At 38.3% G+C, this 24,513-nt stretch carries 25 protein-coding genes and 1 riboswitch; of the genes, 23 read left to right on the top strand and 2 right to left on the bottom strand.

Annotation, left to right across the window (positions count from 1 at the left end):
* Window positions 1-36: 36 nt before the first annotated feature.
* The 9 genes from KJS37_RS01000 (at window position 37) to KJS37_RS00960 (ending at window position 9,763) form a co-directional block, all read left to right on the top strand.
* Window positions 37-279: a type B 50S ribosomal protein L31 gene (locus tag KJS37_RS01000; protein ID WP_003135050.1), complete on the top strand. Its 243-nt coding sequence runs from the start codon at window positions 37-39 to the stop codon at window positions 277-279.
* Between the two features lie 217 nt (window positions 280-496).
* Window positions 497-1,048 carry a YceD family protein gene (locus KJS37_RS00995; RefSeq protein ID WP_213495478.1) on the top strand — a complete coding sequence of 184 codons (552 nt, stop codon included), beginning with the start codon at window positions 497-499 and terminating at the stop codon, window positions 1,046-1,048.
* 100 nt (window positions 1,049-1,148) lie between these two features.
* Complete coding sequence (locus tag KJS37_RS00990) at window positions 1,149-1,844, top strand: response regulator transcription factor (RefSeq protein ID WP_017368870.1); 696 nt, start codon at window positions 1,149-1,151, stop codon at window positions 1,842-1,844.
* 87 nt (window positions 1,845-1,931) lie between these two features.
* Window positions 1,932-3,422 (top strand): HAMP domain-containing sensor histidine kinase, encoded by a 1,491-nt coding sequence (locus KJS37_RS00985; RefSeq protein ID WP_213495477.1) that lies wholly within the window; start codon window positions 1,932-1,934, stop codon window positions 3,420-3,422.
* Between the two features lie 139 nt (window positions 3,423-3,561).
* Window positions 3,562-3,729, top strand: a riboswitch (Lysine riboswitch).
* Window positions 3,730-3,817: 88 nt separating this feature from the next.
* Window positions 3,818-5,389: an ABC transporter permease subunit gene (locus tag KJS37_RS00980; RefSeq protein WP_213495476.1), complete on the top strand. Its 1,572-nt coding sequence runs from the start codon at window positions 3,818-3,820 to the stop codon at window positions 5,387-5,389.
* A complete protein-coding gene (locus KJS37_RS00975; RefSeq protein WP_165714351.1) occupies window positions 5,390-6,127 on the top strand; it encodes an amino acid ABC transporter ATP-binding protein in 738 nt (245 codons plus the stop codon).
* Window positions 6,128-6,265: 138 nt separating this feature from the next.
* Complete coding sequence (murD, locus tag KJS37_RS00970) at window positions 6,266-7,627, top strand: UDP-N-acetylmuramoyl-L-alanine--D-glutamate ligase (protein WP_165711401.1); 1,362 nt, start codon at window positions 6,266-6,268, stop codon at window positions 7,625-7,627.
* A 1-nt stretch (window position 7,628) separates the two neighbouring features.
* Window positions 7,629-8,723, top strand: a complete 1,095-nt coding sequence (murG, locus tag KJS37_RS00965) for an undecaprenyldiphospho-muramoylpentapeptide beta-N-acetylglucosaminyltransferase (protein ID WP_165711400.1) — start codon at window positions 7,629-7,631, stop codon at window positions 8,721-8,723.
* Entirely contained in the window at window positions 8,723-9,763 is a 1,041-nt protein-coding gene (locus tag KJS37_RS00960; protein WP_213495475.1) for a cell division protein FtsQ/DivIB, read from the top strand. The genes murG and KJS37_RS00960 overlap by 1 nt, the downstream gene beginning before the upstream one ends.
* An 87-nt stretch (window positions 9,764-9,850) precedes the next feature.
* Here the strand turns inward: KJS37_RS00960 and KJS37_RS00955 are convergent, their stop codons facing one another.
* Both KJS37_RS00955 and KJS37_RS00950 read right to left on the bottom strand, forming a co-directional pair.
* On the bottom strand, window positions 9,851-10,588 hold the full coding sequence (locus tag KJS37_RS00955) for an amino acid ABC transporter ATP-binding protein (RefSeq protein WP_004259074.1): 738 nt from the start codon (window positions 10,586-10,588) through the stop codon (window positions 9,851-9,853).
* 13 nt (window positions 10,589-10,601) lie between these two features.
* Window positions 10,602-12,746, bottom strand: coding sequence for an amino acid ABC transporter substrate-binding protein/permease (locus tag KJS37_RS00950; protein ID WP_017368877.1), 2,145 nt, complete (start codon window positions 12,744-12,746; stop codon window positions 10,602-10,604).
* Window positions 12,747-12,984: 238 nt separating this feature from the next.
* On the opposite strand from KJS37_RS00950, the gene KJS37_RS00945 reads away from it, so the two are divergent.
* The 14 genes from KJS37_RS00945 (at window position 12,985) to KJS37_RS00880 (ending at window position 24,469) form a co-directional block, all read left to right on the top strand.
* Entirely contained in the window at window positions 12,985-13,641 is a 657-nt protein-coding gene (locus KJS37_RS00945; protein ID WP_014024359.1) for a VTT domain-containing protein, read from the top strand.
* 68 nt (window positions 13,642-13,709) lie between these two features.
* Window positions 13,710-14,576 (top strand): shikimate dehydrogenase, encoded by an 867-nt coding sequence (locus tag KJS37_RS00940; RefSeq protein ID WP_165713177.1) that lies wholly within the window; start codon window positions 13,710-13,712, stop codon window positions 14,574-14,576.
* Window positions 14,560-15,621, top strand: a complete 1,062-nt coding sequence (gene aroB, locus KJS37_RS00935) for a 3-dehydroquinate synthase (RefSeq protein WP_213495474.1) — start codon at window positions 14,560-14,562, stop codon at window positions 15,619-15,621. Before KJS37_RS00940 ends, aroB begins: the two co-directional genes overlap by 17 nt.
* Window positions 15,618-16,103, top strand: a complete 486-nt coding sequence (locus KJS37_RS00930) for a DUF1697 domain-containing protein (protein ID WP_213495472.1) — start codon at window positions 15,618-15,620, stop codon at window positions 16,101-16,103. Before aroB ends, KJS37_RS00930 begins: the two co-directional genes overlap by 4 nt.
* Complete coding sequence (locus KJS37_RS00925) at window positions 16,103-17,029, top strand: DMT family transporter (RefSeq protein ID WP_165714356.1); 927 nt, start codon at window positions 16,103-16,105, stop codon at window positions 17,027-17,029. Before KJS37_RS00930 ends, KJS37_RS00925 begins: the two co-directional genes overlap by 1 nt.
* 6 nt (window positions 17,030-17,035) lie before the next feature.
* Entirely contained in the window at window positions 17,036-17,626 is a 591-nt protein-coding gene (locus tag KJS37_RS00920; RefSeq protein WP_213495470.1) for a DUF1054 domain-containing protein, read from the top strand.
* Between the two features lies 1 nt (window position 17,627).
* Entirely contained in the window at window positions 17,628-18,797 is a 1,170-nt protein-coding gene (gene aroC / locus KJS37_RS00915) for a chorismate synthase (RefSeq protein ID WP_213495468.1), read from the top strand.
* A gap of 131 nt (window positions 18,798-18,928) precedes the next feature.
* Window positions 18,929-19,279 (top strand): YxeA family protein, encoded by a 351-nt coding sequence (locus KJS37_RS00910; protein WP_096368600.1) that lies wholly within the window; start codon window positions 18,929-18,931, stop codon window positions 19,277-19,279.
* Between the two features lie 27 nt (window positions 19,280-19,306).
* Window positions 19,307-20,095, top strand: a complete 789-nt coding sequence (locus KJS37_RS00905) for an ABC transporter ATP-binding protein (protein ID WP_213495466.1) — start codon at window positions 19,307-19,309, stop codon at window positions 20,093-20,095.
* Window positions 20,088-22,061, top strand: a complete 1,974-nt coding sequence (locus KJS37_RS00900) for an FtsX-like permease family protein (RefSeq protein ID WP_213495464.1) — start codon at window positions 20,088-20,090, stop codon at window positions 22,059-22,061. The genes KJS37_RS00905 and KJS37_RS00900 overlap by 8 nt, the downstream gene beginning before the upstream one ends.
* Entirely contained in the window at window positions 22,062-22,280 is a 219-nt protein-coding gene (locus KJS37_RS00895) for a hypothetical protein (protein WP_165713182.1), read from the top strand.
* Between the two features lie 108 nt (window positions 22,281-22,388).
* The gene (locus tag KJS37_RS00890) at window positions 22,389-23,045 is read left to right on the top strand and encodes a response regulator transcription factor (protein ID WP_026063776.1); all 657 of its coding nucleotides are present in this window, start codon (window positions 22,389-22,391) and stop codon (window positions 23,043-23,045) included.
* Window positions 23,032-23,919, top strand: coding sequence for a sensor histidine kinase (locus KJS37_RS00885; protein WP_096368596.1), 888 nt, complete (start codon window positions 23,032-23,034; stop codon window positions 23,917-23,919). The genes KJS37_RS00890 and KJS37_RS00885 overlap by 14 nt, the downstream gene beginning before the upstream one ends.
* Window positions 23,912-24,469 carry a GNAT family N-acetyltransferase gene (locus KJS37_RS00880; protein ID WP_213495462.1) on the top strand — a complete coding sequence of 186 codons (558 nt, stop codon included), beginning with the start codon at window positions 23,912-23,914 and terminating at the stop codon, window positions 24,467-24,469. Before KJS37_RS00885 ends, KJS37_RS00880 begins: the two co-directional genes overlap by 8 nt.
* Window positions 24,470-24,513 lie beyond the last annotated feature (44 nt).

Here is a 24,513-nt window from a genome sequence, read left to right as displayed (position 1 = left end):
GGCAAACAGTCCAAGGCAGAAAGGAAATTTTGCAAAATGAAAAAAGACATCCATCCTAATTACCAACCTGTTGTGTTCTTGGATACAACTACTGGTTTTAAATTCTTGAGCGGTTCAACTAAAGGTTCGAAAGAAACTGTTGAATGGGAAGACGGAAACACTTATCCATTGATTCGTGTGGAAATCTCTTCTGACTCACATCCATTCTACACTGGCCGTCAAAAATTCCAAGCAGCGGACGGACGTATCGCTCGTTTCAACAAGAAATATGGAAAATAAAAAAAGTGCTTCGGCGCTTTTTTATTATCGTTTTAATTTTCTAAATTCAATCAAGGAGAATAAGGAGTAAATTCTAAATGTCTTTTAGTTCATTGGGCTATAAAAATTAAAAAAAATATCATATAATAGAAACAGATAGTACACACATATAAAATTAAAGGCATGCTTGAATATGCCTTATTTTAAACTTACTATAAAGATAAAGGAAAAATGAAATATGAAATGGTCTATTTTAGAAGTATCAAAAAAGAAAACAATTAAATTTGAGGAAGAACTTGATTTAACACAAGAGCTTAAGCAACGCTCAGAAGAGATCCTTGATGCAAAGCCTGTAAAGGTTCAAGGGCAAATCGCCTATGATGACGGCATCTATTACTTGGATTATACTCTGGAAGTGTATTTGACTTTGCCCTCATCACGCAGTTTAAAGCCCGTAGAGTACCTCATGTCAATCGCCGTTAATGAAGCTTTCACAACTGAAGAATTTCTTAAAAAGAATGAAGATTTACTGGATAGTGACATGATATTTACATTGGAAGCAGATTGGATTAGTCTGTCAGAATCAGTTGCTGATAATATTCTTTTAGAAATTCCGCTACAGATTTTAGCAGAAGATGAGAAAGTTGGTGCAGCAAGTTTGCCCTCTGGTAAGAACTGGGCTGTCTTGTCTGAAGCAGACTATCAGAAGCAAAAAGAAGAAGAGGCAGACAAAGAAAATAAATCCCCTTTTGCAGGGTTGGCAGATCTCTTTTCTGAAGAAAAGAATTAATAAAAATCTCATAAAACACTTGCAACAAAATTACAATTATATTATAATTTCATTATAGAGAAAATAAAATTAAAAGAAAAGATATTAATGAGGCTAAACTATGAATTCATCTAAACGTATTTTAATTATCGAGGACGATAAAAACATTGCGAGATTTGTTTCACTTGAGCTTGAACACGAAGGGTATCAAACTGCGGTTCAAGACAATGGTCGTAAAGGTCTTGAAGAAGCGATGTCAAAAGATTATGATTTGATTTTGCTTGACTTAATGCTCCCAGAGCTGGATGGCTTTGAAGTTGCACGACGCTTACGCCGTGAAAAAGATACACACATTATCATGATGACTGCACGTGATTCAACAATGGACCGTGTTGCTGGTCTTGATATTGGAGCGGATGATTATATTACAAAACCATTCGCAATTGAAGAGTTGTTAGCACGTGTGCGTTCACTCTTCCGTCGTGAAGATCATATCCATACTGTTGAAAAGTCAGACAACACTTCATTCCGTGACTTGGTAATTGATAAAACAAACCGCACAGTACACCGTGGTAAAAAAGTCATTGACCTTACACGTCGTGAGTACGACTTACTCTTGACTTTGATGCAAAATGTGGGGGACGTCGTAACACGCGAATACTTGGTTTCTGAAGTATGGGGTTACGAAGAAGGTACAGAAACAAACGTTGTTGACGTTTATATCCGTTACCTACGTAACAAGATTGATGTCGAAGGCCGTGAAAGTTATATCCAAACTGTTCGTGGCATGGGATATGTCATGCGTGACCGCAAATAACATAGAGAATACATAAGAAGATTTCTAGTGGTTTTGCCACTAGATTTATTCCTTTTATGGCGCTGAAAAGAAATAGAAAAATGCGACATGGTAAAATTTTTTGATTCTAAGAAGAAAAAAACAGAAAGTCTTCCCGAGCGTAAGCGGAGCATCATGCTACGTTGGGCATTTGCAAATACGATTTTTTGTTTTATTACTTTCACTATTTTTACAGTATTGGTTTATCAACTAACGATAACTACTTTCATCAATTCTGAAAAAGAGGATATGATGAGGGCTTTAAATAATGTTGAACAAAGTCTGTCCCAATCGGTAAACAAACTGTCAGAAGAAAATCTTGCGAATTATTTGGCTTATGCCAAAGACTACACAGCCTCCAGTCAGGGAAGAGAAAATGAACTTGAAACACTAGGAAGTATGATTGGTTCAAGAAAATCCTTTTATGTCTTCGATGTAGGTGAGAACCTGATTTACTCGACCAATTCGTATGGTTTTCCTCTAAGGAAAGATGTGGGTGATTCATCGCAAGCTGTACGTACATTTGGCGAATATTCTGGTTATTTGGTTGAGCGACCTGTGCACTCCAAAAAAACGGGTGAACTGATCGGCTATGTACAGGCTTTTTATGATATGAGCTATTATTATAGTGTGCGTACAAAGCTACTTGTTGCCTTGATTATCTTAGAAATTATAGCTCTCTTTATAGCTCAGTTTGTTGGTTACTTTATGGCGAGTCGCTATATCAAGCCTTTGGAACATTTGCACGATGCAATCACTACACGTGCCAATAATTTGAAGGCAGATTTCAAACCTGTCGTTATTCAGACAGGGGATGAAATTGAGGAACTTGCAACAGTTTATAATGATATGATGATCAAGCTTAATGATTACGTTGATCAGCAGAAACGTTTTGTTTCCGATGTCAGTCATGAGTTACGGACGCCACTTGCAGTTTTGGATGGGCATTTGAATCTCTTGAATCGTTGGGGGAAAAATGATCCTGAAGTGCTTGAGGAGTCTTTACAGGCCAGTATAGAAGAAGTTAGTACGATGAGAACGATGTTGGAAGAGATGCTCGCATTGGCGCGTCTTGAAAGCATTGATTTTCAAGATGAAGACCTAATCTGTGATCCGACAGAAGTTTCGAATTTTCTTAAGAAAAATTTTCTACTCATCCATCCTGATTTAAAGTTAACTGTTGAAAATGACTTGCCATCAGGAAGATTAGCACATATATATCCCAACCATTATGAGCAAGGTTTGAAAATATTGATTGATAATGCGATAAAATACTCGCCTGAAGATCGTCAAGAAGTCAAGATACATCTTGAAGAAGATGATGAATATATCATTACAACTGTGGAGGACCGTGGTTATGGTATTAGCCAAGAAGATTTAAAACATGTATTTGAACGTTTCTTCCGTGCGGATAAAGCACGAAATCGAGATATAGGAGGCACTGGGCTTGGGCTATCTATTATTCAACGTATAGTGGAGAACTATGAGGGGGATGTTAGCGTGACTTCCGTTGTAGGAGAGGGTTCAAAATTTACTTTAAAAATTCCTAAGATTAAATAAACTTAAAAAGTCTAGTGGGTATCTAAAAGTACTTGTTAGGCTTTTAATCTTGCTCTTATTTTTCGAGTTTTTTGATAATTAGAGAAAATTGTTGACATTCATTTAAAAAAAGGTTAAGATTTAAATTACAATATACAAATAAAATGATAGAGGTCGCAATGAATAGGAAGTTTTACTGAGCTGGACAAGCGTTGAAGTAAAACGGAGGAGACATTGCCGAAATGAATTCACTCGTCCAGGTGAGTTCGTTGGGGCAGCAAGGGATACTTGCTGAACTGTCGCAGTTTTGCGGAGTGCTATTCGTTACTTACTGATAATATGAATCACGTACAACGTTTAGCAACCTCTCTGTGTAAAGGTTGCTTTTTATTTGGAAAAATGAAAGAGAGAGTATTATGAGAAGAAAAAACTTATTCTTACTTGTCGCGACGTTGTTTACGGCATTATTTATCGGGAGTTCAAAAGTGAGTGCAGATCAGTTCCGTGTCGGAATGGAGGCTGCGTATGCCCCTTTTAACTGGACACAATATGATGATAGCAACGGTGCTGTCCCTATTGATGGTGTGGATGGTCAATGGGCAAATGGTTACGATGTACAAGTAGCAAAAAAACTTGCAGACAAGTTAAATAAAGAATTGGTGATTGTAAAATCAAGCTGGGATGGTTTGCTTCCTGCACTGAAATCTGAGAAGATTGATGGCATTATCGCAGGGATGTCACCAACTGCTGAACGCAGAGAACAAATTGCCTTTTCAGAGCCGTATTATACATCTAACCTTGTAATGATGGTCAAAAGTGGCGGCCCCTTTGCTCAAGCATCGAGCTTAGCAGACTTCTCTGGTGCAAAAATTACTGCCCAGCTGGGGACATTCCACTATAACATGATTGACCAGATTGAAAGTGTTAATAAGCAAACAGCAATGAAAGATTTTTCAAGCATGCGAGTGGCTTTACAGAGTGGAGCTATCGATGGTTATGTGGCTGAACGTCCAGAAGGAGTGACAGCAGAAAAAGCAAACCCAGACTTCAAAATGATTGAATTTAGCGAAGGAAAAGGTTTTGTTACAAACTCTGATGATACAACAGTCGCAGTAGGTTTACGTAAAAATGACCCCAACTTGCCTGTGATTAACAGCTTTTTGACAAGTTTTACGCCTCAAGATCAAAAAGATCTGATGGATGAAATGATTGCTGCCCAGCCAGAAGCCAAAACACAAGGCGCTTGGTATGATCAAATTATCAGTATTGTAAGAGATAACGGTAAACAGTTTCTTAATGGTACAGGGATGACTTTATTCATCTCTCTGATTGGTACGATTATTGGTACGATATTAGGTCTTCTTATTGGTGTTTATCGTACTATTCCAGAAATCAGTAATAAATTTTTAGCCTTTTTACATAAAGTATTCGGCTGGCTCATTTCAGCTTATATTGAAATTTTCCGTGGAACACCAATGATTGTTCAAGCAATGGTGCTTTACTACGGAACCGCTCTAGCTTTCGGATTGAGCTTAGATCGGACTTTAGCTGCACTCATTATTGTGTCCATCAATACGGGTGCTTATATGTCTGAGATTGTACGGGGCGGAATTTTCTCTGTTGATCAAGGGCAATTCGAAGCTGCACAAGCTATTGGTATGACTCATGGACAAACTATGCGTAAAGTTGTTCTGCCACAAGTCTTACGAAATATTCTTCCCGCAACAGGAAATGAATTTGTCATTAATATTAAAGATACATCAGTCTTGTCTGTAATTTCAGTAACAGAGCTCTTTTTCCAAGGGACAACAGTGGCGCAACAAAACTTTATGTATTTCCAAACCTTTGCTGTAATCTGTGCAATTTACTTTGTCTTAACATTTACAGTGACACGTATTCTACGCTTCGTAGAAAGAAAAATGGATGGACCAGATGCATATGTCCCAATCCAAAATCAAATGCAAGTACAAGAACCGGGGGACGCTTAAATGACAGCAATCTTAGAAATCAATCATTTAAAAAAATCATTTGGTAGTAATGAAGTGTTGAAAGATATTCACTTGACGGTAAATCAGGGCGAAGTTATTTCGATTATTGGCTCATCTGGAAGTGGTAAATCAACATTACTTCGTTCGATTAATTTATTGGAGAAACCTTCTGGTGGAGAAATAATTTATAAAGGTGAAAATGTTTTAGAAAAAGGCTTTGATATTCCAAAGTATCGCACGCATCTTGGTATGGTGTTCCAAAGTTTCAACTTGTTTAACAATATGAATGTTATCGAAAATGTTATGGCTGGGCAAGTTACAGTATTGAAAAAAAGCCAAGAAGAAGCTCGATCTGTTGCACTCGACAATCTAGAAAAAGTGGGGATGGCAAGCTTTGCTAATGCCAAACCTGCACAACTCTCCGGCGGACAAAAACAACGTGTGGCAATTGCTCGGGCGATTTCCATGAATCCAGACGTGATTTTATTTGACGAGCCGACTTCAGCACTTGATCCTGAAATGGTAGGCGAAGTCTTACAGACAATGAAAGGACTGGCTGAAACAGGCTTAACAATGGTTATCGTTACTCATGAAATGGAATTCGCGCGTGATGTAAGTGATCGTGTAATTTTCATGGATAAAGGGGTTATCGCTGAAGAAGGACGACCAGCGGAAATCTTCGGAGCTCCGAAAGAAGAACGGACGCGTGCATTTCTTTCACGCTTCTTGAAAGATTAAATAAAGAGAGCATAAACTTGCTCTTTTTTCTTTGCAAAAGATATCTTATTTTCATAGTAAAACTTTCAAATACAAACTCTATATTGAAAAAATAGGTAAATAGCGGTAAAATAGAGGGAAGTAGAAAGAATAGGAACAATGAAAAAAATCAAAACTTTTGAAGAAAAAAAAGTACTCATCCTCGGATTAGCAAAATCAGGAGAAGCTGCAGCCCGCTTGCTTCATACTCTAGGTGCACACGTAACTGTAAATGACGGAAAGGCTTTTGAAGAAAACCCTGCCGCACAAGCCCTTTTGGAAGAAGGCATTGAAGTTATCTGTGGTAGCCATCCCCTTGAACTTTTAGACGAAGATTTTGATTTTATGGTAAAAAATCCAGGTATTCGTTATGATAACCCAATGATAAATAAAGCATTGGATAAAAAGATTCCAGTTATTACGGAAGTAGAACTTGCTTATCTTGTTTCGGAAGCCCCAATTATTGGGATTACTGGAACCAATGGTAAAACAACAACAACAACGCTGATAGCAGATATTTTAAATGCAGACGGGCAATCTGCAAAATTAGCAGGAAATATTGGTTTTCCTGCCTCTGAAGTAGCTGCCCATGCGACTGCTCAAGATACTTTGGTGATGGAACTCTCAAGTTTTCAACTGATGGGAATTGTAGACTTCAAGCCTCAAATCGCTCTCATTACTAATATCTTTTCATCGCATTTAGATTACCATGGCTCACAGGAAGCTTATGAAGCTGCAAAATGGCGGATTCAAGAAAACTTAACTTCTGAGCAATACCTTATTCTCAACTTTAATCAGGATAAATGTCGTACTCTAGCAGAGCATACAGCAGCTCAAGTTGTGCCATTTGCGACGGAAAATAAAGTTAATGGCGCTTATTCGCTGGAAGGTAAACTTTATTTCCGTGATGAATTCATCATGGAAGCAGTAGACTTGGCTTTACCTGGAGAGCATAATCTTGAAAATGCATTGGCTGCAATAGCAGTTGCTAAGCTTTCGGGTGCTAAAAATGAGGCAATTATTGAAGTATTAACCAGTTTTTCAGGTGTGAAGCACCGTTTGCAGTATCTCGGTGAACTTGCAGGACGTAAAGTTTACAATGACAGTAAAGCCACGAATATACTGGCTACAGAAAAAGCATTGTCAGGTTTTGAAAACAGTCGCTTATGGCTCTTAGCTGGCGGATTAGACCGCGGAAATGGCTTTGAAGAACTCGCGGATTCTGTAACAGGAATTAAAGGTATGGTTCTCTTTGGGGAAACTGCACCGAAGCTGCAAGAGCTTGCTGACCAATTACAAATTCCAACGCTCCACAGTGAAAATGTTGCAACTGCACTGAAAGAAATTTTTGAAAAAACAGCGGATGGAGATACGATTTTACTTAGTCCTGCTTGTGCCAGCTGGGATCAGTATAAGACCTTTGAAGAACGAGGAGACATGTTTATCAAAGCTTTCGAAGAATTGAAAGGTGAATGGAAATAGTATGAGAATTATTGTAACAGGAGGCGGAACGGGAGGTCATATCTATCCTGCACTAGCCTTTATAAATCATCTGAAGACTATAGAGCCGAATTCAGAGATCCTTTATGTAGGTACCGAACGTGGCTTGGAGAGCAAGATTGTACCTGCAGCAGGTGTGCCTTTTAAAACCGTAGATGTACAAGGTTTTCGTCGTAGCCTTTCTTTAAATAACTTTAAGACAATCTACAAGTTCCTGAAATCTACATCAGATGCGAAGAAAATTGTTAAGGATTTTAAACCTGATGTGGTTATTGGAACAGGAGGCTATGTGGCTGGACCGGTACTTTACGCAGCAGCTAAGCTCAATGTTCCAACTATTGTTCATGAACAAAACTCAATTCCAGGGATAACAAATAAGTTCTTGAGTAAATATGTGGATAAAGTTGCGGTTGCTTTTGAAGCAGCCAAGCCTTTCTTCCCAGAAGCCAAAACAGTTTTTGCTGGTAACCCACGCGCTCAGGAAGTTGCAACTTTAAAAGCTACCGATATTTTGGAAACAGAATATCAGCTCCAAAAAGATAAGAAAACGGTAGTTATTTTTGGTGGGTCACGCGGTGCCCAAACAATTAATGAGGCAGTAAAAGCTGCTCTACCAAAGTTTGCGGGAGCAGATTATCAAATTGTCTATGCTTCAGGACAAATCTATTTTGATGAAGACCATGAAGAGTTTGCAAAATATGCCGATGCTACAAATATTGCGATTCGTCCTTATATTTCGAATATGCTCGAAGTTCTTGCATCATCAGATTTAATATTGTGTCGTGCAGGTGCGACGACAATTGCTGAAATTACTGCACTTGGCTTGCCGACGATTTTTGTACCTAGTCCAAACGTTACAGCAGATCATCAAACAAAGAATGCCCAAGCCCTTGTGGACATTGGTGCTGCTAAGATGATTAAAGATGCGGAACTTACAGCAGATACAATGCTTGCGAGTATTTCTGAAATCTTTTCTGACGAAGAGCTTTATCAAGCTATGTCTATAGCCAGCAAAAAAGCAGGTGTACCTGATGCTAGTGACCGACTCTATCAACTTGTGAAAGAAATAAAAAAATAATGAGTGAAGAAAACCTTACGCCTTGGCAAAAGAAAAATCTTGAATACCAGCGCCGTAAAGCAGCTGAAAATCAAGAAAAGTCTGAAGAACCCAAAAAACGGAAGTTTTTAAAGAAAAAAGAAGATAATGAAGATGATTCTACCGAAGCTCAGGAAAAAATTGAGCATCAAGAATCTTTTATAGAAGCAGAAGAATTTGAGCAAGGATACTCAAATGATTTTGTGGAGGATTTTGGTGAAGAGCAAGAACCGGAGCCTTCTTTTTTTGAAGGGAGTTTCGAAGTTTTTAAGAAGATGTGGCCCGTCTTACTCTTGGCAATCGTATTGTTTTTAACTTCGATCTATGCGGTATCTCCGATAAGTAAAATTGGAACATTTTCGGTATCAGGTAACAAAAATGAGTCTTTTGAATCTATCGTACAGGCTTCACGTTTGAAGCCAACAGATAGGATTTATGGAGTACTTAGAAATAGACGAGCTATTGAAAATAGTATTGTTCAGCAATTTCCTCGTGTCAAAGCCGTTAATTTACACGTAAGCTTCCCCAATAATATCGAAGCAAAGGTCACAGAGTTCGAAAAAGTTGCTTATGTGGAACAAAAAGGTAAAACTTATCAAGTACTAGAAAGTGGTTATATCCTCAAAGACCAAGAAGTAGCTAAGGATAAAATTTCTAGCCTTCCGGTGCTCAAAAACTTTTCCGATGAAGAGGTAGAGAAGTTTATTACAGCCTATATGAAACTGAAGTCTGAGATACGTCGATTGATTACGACAGTTACAAAGACGCCGACTAAAGTAACCAAAGACTTCATTGCTTTGGATATGTCAGATGGAAATCAGGTACGGGTTTCTCTCAGTCAAATTACAGAAAAGGTTCCTTACTATCCAAGCATTGCGAAGCAACTTCAAGCGCCACAAGTGATTGATATGGAAGCAGGAATTTATGCAAAGCCAAAAGAAGATTATCTGGCTGATCTAAAAAATCCTGAAGGAAATAAAAAATCCTCAGAAAATACAACTGAAATTACAGCAACCCAATAACAAAACTGAAAGGATAGCCTTTCAGTTTTGTTATATTATCTTACTAAAAAAACGTTTGTTTCTTTCAAAGAGACAAACGTTTTCTTTTTACGCATTCAATACTTTAGACAAGAAGTCTTGCAGACGTGGATGTTGAGGGTTTTCAAAGATGTCTTCTGGTTTGCCATCCTCAAGGATAACACCTGCATCTGTAAACATGACACGGTTGGCAACTTTACGTGCAAAGCCCATCTCGTGTGTGACAATAAGCATGGTCATACCATCATCCGCGATACGGCGCATAAGGTCAAGGACATCCCCAACCATCTCAGGGTCAAGTGCTGAAGTTGGCTCATCGAAGAGCATAACATCAGGATCCATAGCTAAGGCACGGGCAATAGCTACACGTTGTTTTTGTCCACCTGAAAGCATCTCAGGCATTGTATCTTTTTTCTCTTCTAGCCCCACAGCTTCAAGCAGACGCAATGCTTTTTCTTTTGCTTCTGTTTTTGTAAGCTTTTTAAGCTCAACAGGAGCATACATGATATTTTCTAAAACAGTCATATTAGGGAAAAGGTTGAAGTGCTGGAAAACCATGCCGACATGTTGGCGAACTAAATTGATATCAGTGTTTTTATCTGTAAGGTTGTACCCGTTGATAATGACATCACCACTTGTTGCGTCTTCTAAACCGTTTAATGTACGAAGGAATGTTGATTTACCAGAACCTGAGGGGCCGATAATACAAACAACATCTCCTTTGTTGAATTTTGCAGAGATACCTTTGAGGACCTCATTTTTACCATATGTTTTGTGAAGATCAGTAACTTCGATTTGTACAGACATATCTTTAATCTCCTTATTTCATTTTTTGTTCGATGCGACGTCCTGCCCACATCAAGAGAAGCAAAACAACCATGTAAATCAGACCAATCAAACCGTAGACACGGAAGGCTTGGAAGTTACGTGCAACGATGATTTGACCTGCTTGTAAGAGTTCAACCAATCCGATAACAGATACCAAGGTTGTATCTTTAAGAGTAATGATAAATTGGTTAATCAAGCTAGGAATGGTGATCTTAACAGCTTGTGGCAAGATTACTTTCCGCATTGTTTTCACATAAGGGATACCAAGAGAGCGGCTGGCCTCCATTTGGCCAGTTGGAACAGCAGCAATACCACCGCGAACGATTTCAGCGATATAGGCTGATTCGTTAAGAGTTAAGGCAATAACACCGGCTGTAAACTCATTAAGAGGACTTTGATGACCTGTGAGGAGTTGCAACATATTTGGGATACCATAAAAAATGAAAATTGTTAATACCAAAAGTGGAATTGAACGGTTAAGGTCGACGTAAATACGTGAAATTGTACGTAGAGCTGGCGATGGGCTAGCTGAGAAGAGACCGAAGATGACACCAACAATCATTGCTAAAACAAAGGAAACTAAAGCGAGTTGGATAGTGATCCAAAGTCCTTTACCTAATTGTTTCCAGTTGTTTTTCAAGATACCAAGCATTGTGCTTTCTGTCTCTGATTCCGTTGAGGATTCAGTTTTTGAAGCTAAATATTTATCAATAATTTCTTGATATTGACCGCTGGCACGTAGTGAAGAAAGGCCGTTGTTGAACATTTCGATAAGCTCAGGATTAGTTCCTTTTTTCACTGCGAACCCGTATTGACCAGTTGGGATACCTTCAAAAGGTGTCTTAAATTCTTGCCCTTGTTTAATGGCATATTTTACTACAGGCTCATCGTCCATAAAGGCTTGAATTGAACCATTGTTCAATGAAGAATACATTGAAGTAGCGTCGGTAAAGGTTTTTAAAGTGTAACCGTATTTGCTTTCGTTTTTTGTTAAGTAATCATAAGAAGCTGTCCCATTTTTGGCACCTACTTGCTTACCTTTTAAATCTTCCCATTTCTTGATGTCGTCATTTGACTTAGAAACAGCAAGTGTTAGATTGGAATCGTAATAAGCATCACCAAAGTCAAAGACTTTTTTACGTGCGTCAGTGATTGACATACCCGCCATCATAGCGTCAGCATGTCCTGCTTGAACTGCATCTACCGCAGGTTGGAAACCAACGTGGTTCCATTTGATTTTGAAGCCTTGTTGCTTAGCGATAGCATTAAGCAAGTCTACATCAATACCTGTGAATTTTTTATCTGTGTTTTGGAATTCAAATGGGGCGAAGCTATTATCTGAGGCAATAGTGTAAACATCTTTTTTAGGAGTTGCTTTCTTACCACCAGTGTATTTTTGTACGATTTTGTCGTATTCGCCATTGGCTTTCATTTGAGTCAAAGCTTTGTTGAAGCCATCGATGAGTTTAGAGTTCTCACCTTTCATTACAGCAAAACCATAACCTCCAGGAAGTGAGAATGAAGGAAGGTTGATTGCCAAGTCTTGCCCCTGATTGATGGCATAAGAAATGACAGGAGCTTCATCCATTGCACCTACAATGTTTCCAGCTGCCAATGATGCAAACATATGTACACCGTCAGAGTAAGTTTTGATTGTGTAGCCGTATTTATCTTGGTTTTTTTGCAACCAGTCATAAGAAGCTGTCCCTTTTTTAGCACCAACAGCTTTACCTTTAAGTTCATCATAGCTCTTAAGTGTAGAAGACTTGGTTGTAGCTAAAGTGATAGCTGAAGTATAATAAGGATCTGAAACATCAAAAACTTGTTTACGTTCGTCTGTGATTGTCATCCCCGCGATGACTGCATCAGCTTTTCCAGCTTTTAAGTTTTGAAGAGCAGCATCAAATCCAGGGAAAGTCATTTCAAGTTTCCAGTCATTGATTTTAGCGACTTCCTTCATGATATCGACATCGATACCTACCCAATTTTTATCTGAATCTTGGAATTCAAAAGGGGCATAAGCATTATCACTCGCGATACGTACGGTTTCCTGAGCGCTAACATTATGAGCAGTCGCAAAGGACATTCCAGTAATCGTGGCGAATATTAAAGATAATGTAAGGAATAATTTCTTCATTTCATTATTTCTCCTAAGTTTCATTAATTATATAAACAATTATATACTTGTCAGTATACCATAAAACGGGGATGAAAAAAATAAATTGTGTTATAAAATGTGACATGGAAAACGACTCCAATAAATAAAAATAATAGTTTTGTCTAAAAAAATAGGCTAATGAGAATTTGATAAAGACAAGTTTTTAGTGTAAAATGAAAAATGCAGTATTAGCATAGCAAAAGGAAAATATAAAAATATGTTTACAACACTTTCGATGTTTGGCTTCTTCAATGACTGGATTTCTGGTTTCTTGAATGCGCCAGGCGCACATGTTTGGGTCTATGTCCTCTTAGGAGCCATCATCTTCATTGAAACAGGGCTGGTTATTTTTCCGTTCTTACCAGGGGATTCAATTCTCTTTTTTGTAGGATCAATGGCCGCCATGTATCCAGATAAATTATCAATGCCTCTTCTTATTTTGATTATGGGAAGTTTAGCTTTTCTGGCCAATCTTCTCAATTATGAAATTGGTCGTAAATTTGGAGATGTTATTCCAAAACATAAAACGCTGTCTAAATTTTTAAAGCCAGAGTACATTGAAGAAGCAGAGCAATTCTTTGCTAAATGGGGCTCTTGGGCAATCTTCCTTGGACGTTTTATGCCAATCATTCGTACGGTTGTTCCTTTTACAGCAGGGACAAGTCGTATGCCACATAAAAAATTTGTTCTTTATAATTTCTTAGGTGGTTTTGCTTGGGTCATCGTAGCTTTAGGTGCAGGTTTCCTTTTTGGACAAGTGCCTTTCATCAAGAAAAACTTTGAGCTAGTTATGCTTGCAATCGTTGCCGTATCTCTACTTCCAGCAGTAATCGGCGTTGCTAAGCGGTATTTCGCAGGGCGCAAAGCAGCTTAAAATAAGTTATAATAGTATTAGAAAACTAATACTATTTTTTTATATAAAAAAACGAAGACAGGTGAACGATGGAAATAAATGGATACACTCGGATGGCTGCTGTGTTAGCCACTCCCATTAAGCATAGTCTTTCTCCTTTTATTCATAATCGAGCTTTTGAGCTGACCAATGAAAATGCTGTTTATCTAGCTTGGGATTTGGGGGATGAAAACAAACTCGGACAAACGATTAACAATGTCAGAACCTTGAACATGTTTGGGCTCAACATCTCAATGCCCTATAAGCAAAAAGCGGTGGCATTTATTGATGAATTATCCGAGGAGGCACAGTTAATTGGAGCAATCAATACGATTGTCAATAAAAACGGAAAGTTATTAGGTTACAATACGGATGGTCAAGGCTTCTTCAACGCCTTAAATTTTAAACCACACCATAAAAAAATAACGCTCATCGGTGGCGGAGGCGCTGCGATTTCGATAATTGTTCAGGCTGCTTTGCTTGAAATGAGCGAAATCACGATTTTTGCTAGACAATCACCCTCTTATGCACGTTTAGAGCAACGTTTGGAGAAGTTATCACATCAAACAAAAGCTAGAATAAAACTTTACGATTTAGCTGATATTTCACGATTGCAAAAAGAAATCACGGCCTCAGACTTACTGGTTAATGCGACACCTGTAGGAATGTCTGGCGAAGCAATGCCCCTCCCTTCTTCGATTCTTTTGCCTTCAGGAATTCTGGTGGTAGACACGATTTACAAAGTGCGAGAAACACCGCTGATGAAATGGGCAAAAAAACAGGGGATAACAACGATGAATGGTGTTGGCATGCTTATACATCAAGCCGCAGCTTCTTTTGAGTTGTGGACAGGAAAGAAGATGCCTATTGAACAGATAAGTCAGGAATTGGAGGGAAAAGATGAGGTTAAATGTTAATCTTCCAGAGCACCCTTATGATATCATTATCAAGAAGGGGAGCTTGTCGCAAGTGGGACAATGGATTTCACAACTCTGGCACCAACAAAAAGTTGTGCTCGTTACCGATGACAACGTTGACTCTCTTTATGGGCGAGAGGTAGCTTCCCAGTTAAGAAATGTAGGATTTGAAGTTTTTACTTTTACTTTTCCAGCAGGAGAGGCAAGTAAAAACTTATCTACCGTAGAGAGACTATGGGATTTTTGTGCTCAAGAAGGTTTGACGCGCTCCGATGGGATTATTGCTCTAGGTGGAGGCGTTGTTGGCGACTTAGCAGCTTTTGCTGCCAGCACATACATGAGAGGTATTCACTTCCTTCAAATACCTACAAGTTTAACGGCGCAAGTCGACAGTTCTATCGGTGGAAAAACGGGAGTGAACAGTCATTATGCTAAAAATATGATTGGGACTTTTGCCCAGCCAGATGGCGTTCTAATCGATCCTGAGGTACTGAAAACCCTAGAGAAACGGGATTTCCGTGAGGGCATTGGTGAAATCGTCAAGTGTGCCTTGATTGCCGATAAACAGCTCTGGATCCGTTTGAATGAAATCAAGGACGCCGATGAACTTCTACAAGAAGCGGAGTATTTTATTCGGGCGGCTTGTGATGTCAAACGTAAACTTGTTGTGGAAGATCAGTTTGATCAGGGGACTCGCCTTTATTTGAATTTTGGTCATACAATTGGACATGCTGTCGAAGCTTATGCTGGCTATGGGCAGGTCATGCATGGAGAGGCTGTAGCAATTGGAATGGTCCAAATAAGTAAAGTGGCTGAAAGTAAAGGCTTGATGCCTAAAGGACTAGTCACTCAAATCAAAGCAGTACTCCAAAAGTTTCAACTTCCCCAAACTTATGAGCCATGGGACGAGACAGCCTTGTTTGAAATTCTAACCCATGATAAAAAAGCGCGTGGCAAGAGGATTAAGACCGTACTTGTTCCCGAAATTGGACAGGCCAAAATTCATGAGATAAGCCTTCAAGAAATGAAGGAGTATTTGAAATGAGATACTGTGCCTTTCTTCGCGGAATAAATGTGGGTGGAATTAAAATCAAAATGGCAGACTTAAAAAAAGAGTTTGAAACAGCTGGTTTTACAGACGTTGTCACTGTTTTAGCAACAGGAAATGTCATTTTTAGTAGCGAAACCTTGCCTGATTTATCTTTTTTGCCTGTGCAAAGTTTTATAAAAACTGAGCAACAAGTAAGAGAAATTATTAAAAATAATCCTTTTCAACCAGATGAAAATTATCATCTTTATGTCTTTGTTGCAGAAAAAGCTTTTGCGCAAATTGCTCAAAGCGAGTTTAATTCAGTGAAAACAGGTGGAGAAGAGGGGCTCGTTAGAGCGGATAGCTTTTATTGGAAGGTACCAAAGGAATCGACTCTAACAACAGCTTTTGGTAGAATTTTAGGAAAAAAAGCCTATAAGGATCTTTTTACAAGCCGTAATATCAATACAATGGAGAGAATAATTAAAAAATTATAATGTTTGTCTATCTTGGAATAGCACTTTTTGCGGGTTTTTTACTAGCAAACCAAAACCCGATTAATGCCGATCTTCGCAAAAATGTTAATTCCCCTTTTTGGGCGTCAACAATTTCTCAAATTATTGGGGTTGTTTTCTTAGGTACAATCTCATTACTTTTGACCGGTGATTTGTTCCCCTCTGCTGAATTTGTCCAGTCTCATCCGGCCTGGATATGGATTGGTGGTTTACTGGGCCCTGTCTATGTCACATCTAATGTCTTTCTATTTCCAAGGTTGGGTGCTGTGCAGACTGTTATCTTACCCATTCTGGGACAAATTTTGACCGGAGTTGTAATTGACAGTTGTGGTTGGTTTTATGCGGTCCAAATACCGATGAGTCCTATTCGTGTATTGGGAATTATTGTCACTATACTTGGACTCTTTGTTGCTGTTGTCTTACCCAGCCTACGTGAAAAAACGAGACAAGTTGACGCCGAGCCAAATTTGATACTGTGGCGTCTTTGGGCGATAATATCTGGCGCATTTACTGCGGTTCAACAAGCTATTAATGGACATTTGGGGACATTACTTCATCGACCATTTCAGGCCTCGTTTATGTCTTTCTTCATTGGTCTGATTGCTATTGTCTGCGTGACTTTAGTGATTGAACGTCGCTTAATTACAAAAGTTGAATTAGGTAAGATAAAAAAATGGAATATATTGGGAGGTATCTGGGGAGCCTTCTTTGTTCTTGGCGCCGTTTTAGCAGTGCCAAAAATAGGGGCTGGCTTAAATATAATGATGGCACTACTTGGACAAATCGTTGGTTCAATGTTGGTGCAACAATTTGGATGGTGGCGCTCAGATCGGTATCCGATACGTCTTATCCAAGTTGTTGGCGTTGCTATAATGTTGCTAGGGATTATTTGTATAAAATTTTTGTGAGGAAATATGTTTAGAAAAGAATCGTTTGAAATCTTCGATATAGAAGGATTAGAAATGCGTATGCAAGGAGTGCGTGCTGAAATTCAACCTATTTTTATGGATATAGGAGAACAGCTAAAAGAAAGAGTGAACCAATCTTTCCCAGAACAGGAGTTTTACTTGCACATTGCACAGCATCGTCGTCGGACAAGCAATGCTCCTGAGAATACATGGTCAGCTATTGGAACACAAAAACGTGGTTATAAAATGGAGCCCCATTTCCAATTAGGTATCTGGAAAGATTATGTCTTTATCTACCTTTCGATCATCGATCAACCCAAAAGACAAGCAATCTATGCTCAAAAAATGAGTTCGAAGATTGCTTTACCCAAGGATTTTGTTCTATCTAAAGATCACACCAAGCCTGAATTTTATGAAAATAATCATTTTGAAGAATTCGTTACCCGTTTGAAAAATGTAAAAAAATCAGAGTTAGAGATTGGTAGAGTTTGGCAAGCTGAACGTTTTGATGGGCAGCAAGACGATGTAATATTACAAGAAATGCTTGAAACCATCGATGACTTACTACCAATCTATGAAAAAATAATGGAGGCTTAAGATGCGCTTTTTTACAGCAGGTGAATCACACGGTCCACGTTTGACTGCCATTATTGAAGGCTTGCCAGCGGGGCTTCCGCTTCAAGCTTCTGATATTAATATTGAGTTGAAGCGTCGTCAAGGGGGATATGGACGCGGTGGTCGCATGAAAATAGAGTCTGATCAAGTAGAAATTACCAGTGGGCTACGTCATGGAAAAACTTTGGGCAGTCCGCTTACACTCAATGTGACCAATCGTGACTTTTCACATTGGACAGAAATTATGGCTTCAGAAGAAGTCGATGATTCAGTGAAGAGACAAAGAAAATTGACAAAACCTCGACCGGGTCATGCCGACTTAGTAGGAGGTATGAAGTACGAATTTGAGGATTTACGGAATACGCTAGAACGCTCGTCTGCACGTGAAACTACGATGCGGGTAGCTGTAGGCGCTGTTGCTAAAATATTATTGAAACAGCTTGATATCGATTTGGCTTATCATGTGGTTAACTTTGGAGGCAAAGATGTCGTCGCACAACTTCCAGAGCTCTCTGTGAGCGAAATCAAAGCAAAAGCTGGTGCAAATGATTTATCCATTGTCGATACTTCGAGAGCTGAGGAAATCCGTTCTTATATTGATGAAATAAAGAGAGCTGGTGATACGATAGGCGGAATTGTAGAGGTGCGTGCCACAAATGTACCAGCAGGTCTAGGTTCTTATGTACATTTTGATCGTAAATTAGATGCGAAAATTGCAGCTGCTGTTGTTTCTATTAATGCCTTTAAGGGTGTAGAATTTGGTCTTGGTTTTGAAGCAGGTCGACGTCAAGGGAGTAAGGTCATGGACGAAATCCTTTGGTCAGAGCAAACAGGCTATAGCCGAAAAAGTAATAATCTTGGTGGCTTTGAAGGGGGCATGACGAATGGTGAGGATCTTATTATTCGTGGTGTCATGAAACCGATACCGACCCTATATAAGCCTCTCATGTCTGTCAACACTCAAACGCATGAACCTTATAAAGCGAATGTCGAACGTTCTGATCCGACCGCTCTGCCAGCGGCAGGAGTAGTAATGGAAAATGTTGTTGCTACAATATTAGCACAAGAAATCTGTGATAAATTTTCAAGCGATAGTTTTCGAGAGTTACATGAGGCTTTTCAAAATTATAAGGAACGCATAAAAAACTACTGATGAAATAAAAACTAGTCCTAAAAATAAGGACTAGTTTTTTTTATTACAAAAGTGTAAGTTTGCAGAAAATATAATTTGTTAGAATAAAAGTGTAGGGTTAAGAAAAAACCTAGTAGGAAAGAGGTAAAAATATGAAAAAAGTATTATTTGGCTTACTTGCTCTTGCAGTAGTTATTGGTGGTCTGGGGTATGGATGGTACAAATCAAGCTACGGAGGAACAGAACGTTACGTGAAAATCACACAAGACGGCTCGAAAAAAGTTGGGAAAAGTGATTCAGGTGATCGTACAGTGTCCTATGAATACAAACTCCCTTCTTATGACAAAAATGGTGAAGCTAAAGATGTTTCATTCACAGCAACCCATAACTTACGTAAAGAGGCTTATCTTAAAGTGACAGACAATAAAACAAAAGGCATAACAAATTGGGAAGAAGTTCAAAAAAATGACTTGCCAAGTAAAGCAAAAGATAAATTAAATTAATCATTCAAATGTTATAAGGGAGAAAAAATGCTATTAGAAGTTAAACATATCAAAAAAGTTTTCAAAACACGCTTTTCAAAGGAAGAAACAACTGCTCTTGCTGATATTTATTTTTCTGTTGAAGAAGGTGAATACATTGCTATTATGGGTGAATCAGGTTCAGGTAAAACAACGCTCTTGAATATCTTATCAACCTTGGAAAAACCAACAGCAGGTCAAGTTTTACTTTCAGGCCGTGACATTACAGCCATTAAAGACAAAGATATCTCAGCTTTCCGTCGTGAGCATCTTGGCTTTGTCTTCCAAGATTTCAACCTCTTGGATACATTATCTGTAAGGGATAATATTTATCTTCCGATGGTACTTTCTAAGGCACCGGTAAAAAAAATGAAAGCACGTCTGGAAAGCTTAGCGCCTAAGTTAAATATCGAGACCCTTTTAGAAAAACAACCTTTTGAATTATCTGGGGGACAAAAACAACGTGTGGCTGTGGCGCGTGCTTTGATTTCTCAGCCAGATCTCGTTTTGGCAGATGAGCCAACAGCTGCTTTGGACTATAAAAACTCAGAGAGTCTGCTCGAACTTTTCGAAAATATCAATGATGCTGGTCAAACAATTATCATGGTTACTCACTCAAGCTTAGCTGCAAGTCACGCAAAACGTGTTCTTTTCATTAAAGACGGAATGCTCTATCATCAGCTTTACCGTGGTGATAAATCATCAACAGAGTTTGCAAAAGAAATTACTTTGTCCATGACTTCATTCTTGGGTGCTTCATCAGATCCAAGTGAAACGGAGGTAGCGAATAATGCTTAGTTTTAAACTGGCAGTCCAAAATCTGAAAAAAGGGTTGAAATCATTTGCGCCTTTCCTTGTGGCGAGTGTGACGATGTTTGTTTTACTCTTTGTTACTGCATCAATTGCGCAATCTCCTTCCTTGGAAAAAATGAAGGGTGGTGCAGCAGTAGGGCAGATGATGTCTTTTGCGATGTGGATTTTGGCTATCTTTGGCGGGATAATTCTCATTTATAGTTATCGTTTCCTACAGTTGCAACGGTCACGTGAATTCGGCCTTTACGATATTTTAGGGCTGGGTAAGAAGAAAATTGCTCTTGTTTCTTTCTTTGAACTTGTGATGAGCTATATTGCGACCGTTATTATTGGTACAATCGTTGGAATTGCTTTCTCTAAGTTTCTTTTCCTCATTTTTATCAATATGATTGGTGAAAGTAATTTTAACTTGGCAATTACCCCAGCTTCTATTTTAACGGTGGCAGCAATTTTCTTACTCTTCTTTGCCGTTCTTCTTGTTATTGGTACATTTATCATTTGGAAGTCATCAAGTCTTGACTTATTAAGAGAAGCATCTAAAGGTGAGAAAGAACCTAAGTCAAATATTTTCATGGCCTTGATTGGTATTGTTTTACTTGTTGTTGGTTATGGTCTAGCTCTAAATGTTGACAATCCAGTTAAAGCTTTGTCAACTTTCTTCCTTGCAGTCCTTTCTGTAATTTTGGGAACATACTTTTTCTATATTAGCTTTACTGTTTGGTATTTAAAATGGCGTAAAAAACGTAATTCTTATTATAAGCCTCAAAACTTTATCACGATTAGTTCAATGCTTTACCGTATGAAAGCAAATGCCGTTGGTTTAGCGAATATCACCATTCTTTTGTCAATGACTTTAGTGACATTGGTGGTTACAATTGGTATTTTCTTTGGAACAACGCAAACTGTAGAACGTTCGTTTCCAAAAGAGGGCCAATATACAGTTTATTCGCAAGCACAAACAGGCAATCAGCTGGCTCAAAACTTACAAGAAAAAGCGGACCAAGCTGGCGTAGATGTATCAAATATTTCAACAGCTTTAAGTGTTGAATTTTTAATGGGTGATGGTCAAAAAGCAGGAGAAAATACTTTAAATATTTCTCCAACAGGTGACCAAAAAACAGCCGTTCAGTTTTCAATGACAACGTTACAAACATTGAAAAACTTGAATGAAAACGTTGCGGAGCTTTCTGATAATCAAATTAATATAGTTGATTACTTAGGCGCTTATCCAAAACTAAAAGAATTTAACTGGTTTGGAACTAAGTATGAAGTGAATGACATCATGGCTAGTCAGGATTTGAAAAATTATCCTATTATGATGAATATAGCAACACCGCTCCTTCTTATCTTCCCAAATGATGAAGCCCTACATCAAGCTCTTAATGCTTATAATAAAGCTAACAATGATGGAGACCAATCTTATCAAGCGACACCATCTGTGACAGTTAACTTTGATATTGCCGAAAAAGATCAAGAAAAATTAACAAAAATCTTCCAAAATAATGATGGCGATCATACGATTAGTTTCCGCTCGGATGAGCTAAAAGAAGTTAAAACTGGTATTGGTGCCTTTGTCTTTATTGGCTTAGTTCTTGGTATTAGCTTTATCTTAGGTGCTGCTCTAATTATCTATTACAAACAGTTATCAGAAGGTGTACAAGATAAACGTTCGTTCAAGATCCTACAAGAAGTAGGTTTGTCAAAAGAACAAGTCTCTAAGACAATCAAGTCACAAGTAAGCATGATTTTCTTATTACCAATTGCTATGACAATCGTACATTTCAGCTTTGCTTACATCATGATCAGTAAGCTTATTGAAATATTCGGAATCATGGATAGCCAATTAATTCTATGGGTCAGCTTAGGAACCATTGCTGCTTTAGCCTTTGTTTATTGGTTAATCTACAAAGGAACAAGCCGCGTGTACTACAATATCGTGGAGAAAAAATAAATGGAAAAAATACCCTATTACTTACTAGTCCTTGGTGGCTCACTTACTGTTCTTACTTTCTGTGCCTGGTATGTCTGGGGAATCATTCAATTTGTTCAAAGAAAGATTAAGTCGTGCAAGGACATCAGACTTTTACAGTCCTTAGCCATAGGTTTACATATCCTCTCGCTTCTTATCATTGTTGGTTTAGGCTATTATGGCTTTACAACATTTTACTAAAAATCAGATGGAATCATCTGGTTTTTTTATATGTTATAATAGGAGAAAGAAAATTTGATAGTAAAAAACGAACAAAAAATAGCTGATTCGAAAGTTCGGGAGGAAAAAATGCCCAAAATTTTTATTGTGGAAGATGATAAAACAATTGTTAAAATGTTGACTAATGTCTTAAAAAGTGAATTTCAGGTCTATTCTGTTTTAAATTTTCGGGCAGTTAAGCAGGAAATATTGGAAGCAGATCCGGACTTAGTACTGATGGATATCGGTTTACCATTTTATAACGGTTTTTATTGGACAACAGAGTTACGCAAAGTTTCACAAATTCCGATTATTTTTATCTCGTCTATGAGTGATGATATGAACCAAGTAACAGCTATGAATCAAGGGGCTGATGATTTTGTAACAAAACCTTTTTCCTTGGATATCTTACAGGCTAAAATTAAGGCATTGCTGCGTCGTTCTTATAACTTTTCTGGTCCTGAGAAATTAGAATTTGCTGGCTTCATTTTATCTGACAACATGGTAAAATCAGGAGAAAGTCAGATTGATCTCACACCTTCCGAAAACAAGATTCTGAGTGTTCTTTTTAGGGCCAATGGAGCTGTTGTAAGCAAGGAAGCCATTCTCCAAGAGCTATGGCAAACAGATGAGTTTATCGATAGTAATACATTAAATGTAAAAATGACACGTTTACGTAAAAAACTGGCAGAAATTGGATTTGCACATTTGGTAACGAAGCGAGGTGTAGGCTATGCCTTGGAGTAAAATAAAACGCTTTTTACAGACAAAAATTGCCCAAATCGGTGTGTTTCTGGTGATGCTTTTTATCTTTGTGAGTAACTTTTTACTCTGGCATCTTCCGATTGAATCTCTCATCAATGCAACTATCCTTGCTTTGATTGTCTTTGTGATTTACTTGGTTTCTTCATATTTTAGATGGGCGAATAGAGAAGCAATCTTATGCGATTTGAAACATGAGCTTTGGGATTTGGAAGAGAATCTACGAGCAAAAGAAAAGCACATTAAGGAAACAGAAGATATTATCAAGGTTTGGTCTCACCAAATGAAAATACCTTTGGCAGCGATTGATTTAATGGCACAAACAGAGATAAATCCGATCGAATTAAAAAATCAAACTTTCGCTTTGGATAATTATTTGAAGATGTTATTGGAATACCAACGAATATCTAATATTTCAACAGATTTTCATTTTGAAAAATTTTCTGTTGCCCAGCTTTTGCGAGAACTACTTAAAAAATACAGTAGCTTCTTCATTCAGAAGAATTTATCCGTCACTATTTCAGGGGATTGGGAAATTACCACAGATCGCAAATGGTTTAGTTTGGCAATAGAGCAATTACTCAATAATGCTATAAAATATACAGATGAAGGCAGTTTAACAATTAGTATCGAAGAAGATAAAATTGTGTTAAGCGATACAGGAATAGGGATTTTACCCGAAGATTTGCCACGAATATTTGAGCATGGTTTTACAGGCTATAATGGTCGCGGACATTATAAAGCGTCTGGTCTAGGACTGTACTTAACAAAACTTATTTTAGATCGTCTTGACTTTAGTATTAAGATAAGCTCAGAGTTAGGCGTAGGAACATCCGTTGAGGTGGAAAAAAATGAATAATAAACTGGTGCTGCTTGCACAACATCAAAAATTTGAAACCGAACGTTTAATTTTTAGAAAAGTGGAACTTGCGGATAAAGAAGACCTTTTCGAATACGCGAGCGATCCAGAAGTTGCACGCTATGTTTCATTTCCTGTGCACAAAGATTTATCTATGACAGAGGAAAGCATTGTAGACTACTTTATTCCACAGCGTTTATTTTGCTGGGCGATAGTGGACAAGCGGAGCCAAAAAATGATTGGTACCATTGATTTAAGGCTAGACGGAGATCAAGCTATATTTGGCTGGGTACTTAACCGTAACTTTTGGGGAAGAGGGCTAATGCCAGAGGCTGCAGCTTCGCTCAGGGATCTAGCTTTTAACGTGCTTGATGTAAAGGTGATTATTGCAGAACATGATGCAGAGAATCCAAAATCAGGACGTGTAATGGAAAAGATAGGGATGCGAAAAATGGGCCAAGTTTATACATACATGGCAAAAGTGGAACATTCAGTCCTGTGTGACTATTGGACATTGACGAAAGAGGAATATTTAAAAGCTAAAAACTGAAAAACCACCTGTGCGCAGTGGTTTTTTTGTTAGCGGATTAAGAA

This window comes from Lactococcus formosensis (assembly GCF_018403745.1).
Classification (GTDB): Bacteria; Bacillota; Bacilli; order Lactobacillales; family Streptococcaceae; genus Lactococcus; species Lactococcus formosensis.
This window is presented reverse-complemented; position numbering and strand designations above follow the sequence as displayed.

What these genes read in the sequence shown, in the direction of transcription:
- KJS37_RS01000 (WP_003135050.1), top strand. Translation starts at nt 37, where the DNA reads ATGAAAAAAGACATCCATCCTAATTACCAACCTGTTGTGTTCTTGGAT.
- KJS37_RS00995 (WP_213495478.1), top strand. Translation starts at nt 497, where the DNA reads ATGAAATGGTCTATTTTAGAAGTATCAAAAAAGAAAACAATTAAATTT.
- KJS37_RS00990 (WP_017368870.1), top strand. Translation starts at nt 1,149, where the DNA reads ATGAATTCATCTAAACGTATTTTAATTATCGAGGACGATAAAAACATT.
- KJS37_RS00985 (WP_213495477.1), top strand. Translation starts at nt 1,932, where the DNA reads ATGGTAAAATTTTTTGATTCTAAGAAGAAAAAAACAGAAAGTCTTCCC.
- KJS37_RS00980 (WP_213495476.1), top strand. Translation starts at nt 3,818, where the DNA reads ATGAGAAGAAAAAACTTATTCTTACTTGTCGCGACGTTGTTTACGGCA.
- KJS37_RS00975 (WP_165714351.1), top strand. Translation starts at nt 5,390, where the DNA reads ATGACAGCAATCTTAGAAATCAATCATTTAAAAAAATCATTTGGTAGT.
- murD (WP_165711401.1), top strand. Translation starts at nt 6,266, where the DNA reads ATGAAAAAAATCAAAACTTTTGAAGAAAAAAAAGTACTCATCCTCGGA.
- murG (WP_165711400.1), top strand. Translation starts at nt 7,629, where the DNA reads ATGAGAATTATTGTAACAGGAGGCGGAACGGGAGGTCATATCTATCCT.
- KJS37_RS00960 (WP_213495475.1), top strand. Translation starts at nt 8,723, where the DNA reads ATGAGTGAAGAAAACCTTACGCCTTGGCAAAAGAAAAATCTTGAATAC.
- KJS37_RS00955 (WP_004259074.1), bottom strand. Translation starts at nt 10,588, where the DNA reads ATGTCTGTACAAATCGAAGTTACTGATCTTCACAAAACATATGGTAAA.
- KJS37_RS00950 (WP_017368877.1), bottom strand. Translation starts at nt 12,746, where the DNA reads ATGAAGAAATTATTCCTTACATTATCTTTAATATTCGCCACGATTACT.
- KJS37_RS00945 (WP_014024359.1), top strand. Translation starts at nt 12,985, where the DNA reads ATGTTTACAACACTTTCGATGTTTGGCTTCTTCAATGACTGGATTTCT.
- KJS37_RS00940 (WP_165713177.1), top strand. Translation starts at nt 13,710, where the DNA reads ATGGAAATAAATGGATACACTCGGATGGCTGCTGTGTTAGCCACTCCC.
- aroB (WP_213495474.1), top strand. Translation starts at nt 14,560, where the DNA reads ATGAGGTTAAATGTTAATCTTCCAGAGCACCCTTATGATATCATTATC.
- KJS37_RS00930 (WP_213495472.1), top strand. Translation starts at nt 15,618, where the DNA reads ATGAGATACTGTGCCTTTCTTCGCGGAATAAATGTGGGTGGAATTAAA.
- KJS37_RS00925 (WP_165714356.1), top strand. Translation starts at nt 16,103, where the DNA reads ATGTTTGTCTATCTTGGAATAGCACTTTTTGCGGGTTTTTTACTAGCA.
- KJS37_RS00920 (WP_213495470.1), top strand. Translation starts at nt 17,036, where the DNA reads ATGTTTAGAAAAGAATCGTTTGAAATCTTCGATATAGAAGGATTAGAA.
- aroC (WP_213495468.1), top strand. Translation starts at nt 17,628, where the DNA reads ATGCGCTTTTTTACAGCAGGTGAATCACACGGTCCACGTTTGACTGCC.
- KJS37_RS00910 (WP_096368600.1), top strand. Translation starts at nt 18,929, where the DNA reads ATGAAAAAAGTATTATTTGGCTTACTTGCTCTTGCAGTAGTTATTGGT.
- KJS37_RS00905 (WP_213495466.1), top strand. Translation starts at nt 19,307, where the DNA reads ATGCTATTAGAAGTTAAACATATCAAAAAAGTTTTCAAAACACGCTTT.
- KJS37_RS00900 (WP_213495464.1), top strand. Translation starts at nt 20,088, where the DNA reads ATGCTTAGTTTTAAACTGGCAGTCCAAAATCTGAAAAAAGGGTTGAAA.
- KJS37_RS00895 (WP_165713182.1), top strand. Translation starts at nt 22,062, where the DNA reads ATGGAAAAAATACCCTATTACTTACTAGTCCTTGGTGGCTCACTTACT.
- KJS37_RS00890 (WP_026063776.1), top strand. Translation starts at nt 22,389, where the DNA reads ATGCCCAAAATTTTTATTGTGGAAGATGATAAAACAATTGTTAAAATG.
- KJS37_RS00885 (WP_096368596.1), top strand. Translation starts at nt 23,032, where the DNA reads ATGCCTTGGAGTAAAATAAAACGCTTTTTACAGACAAAAATTGCCCAA.
- KJS37_RS00880 (WP_213495462.1), top strand. Translation starts at nt 23,912, where the DNA reads ATGAATAATAAACTGGTGCTGCTTGCACAACATCAAAAATTTGAAACC.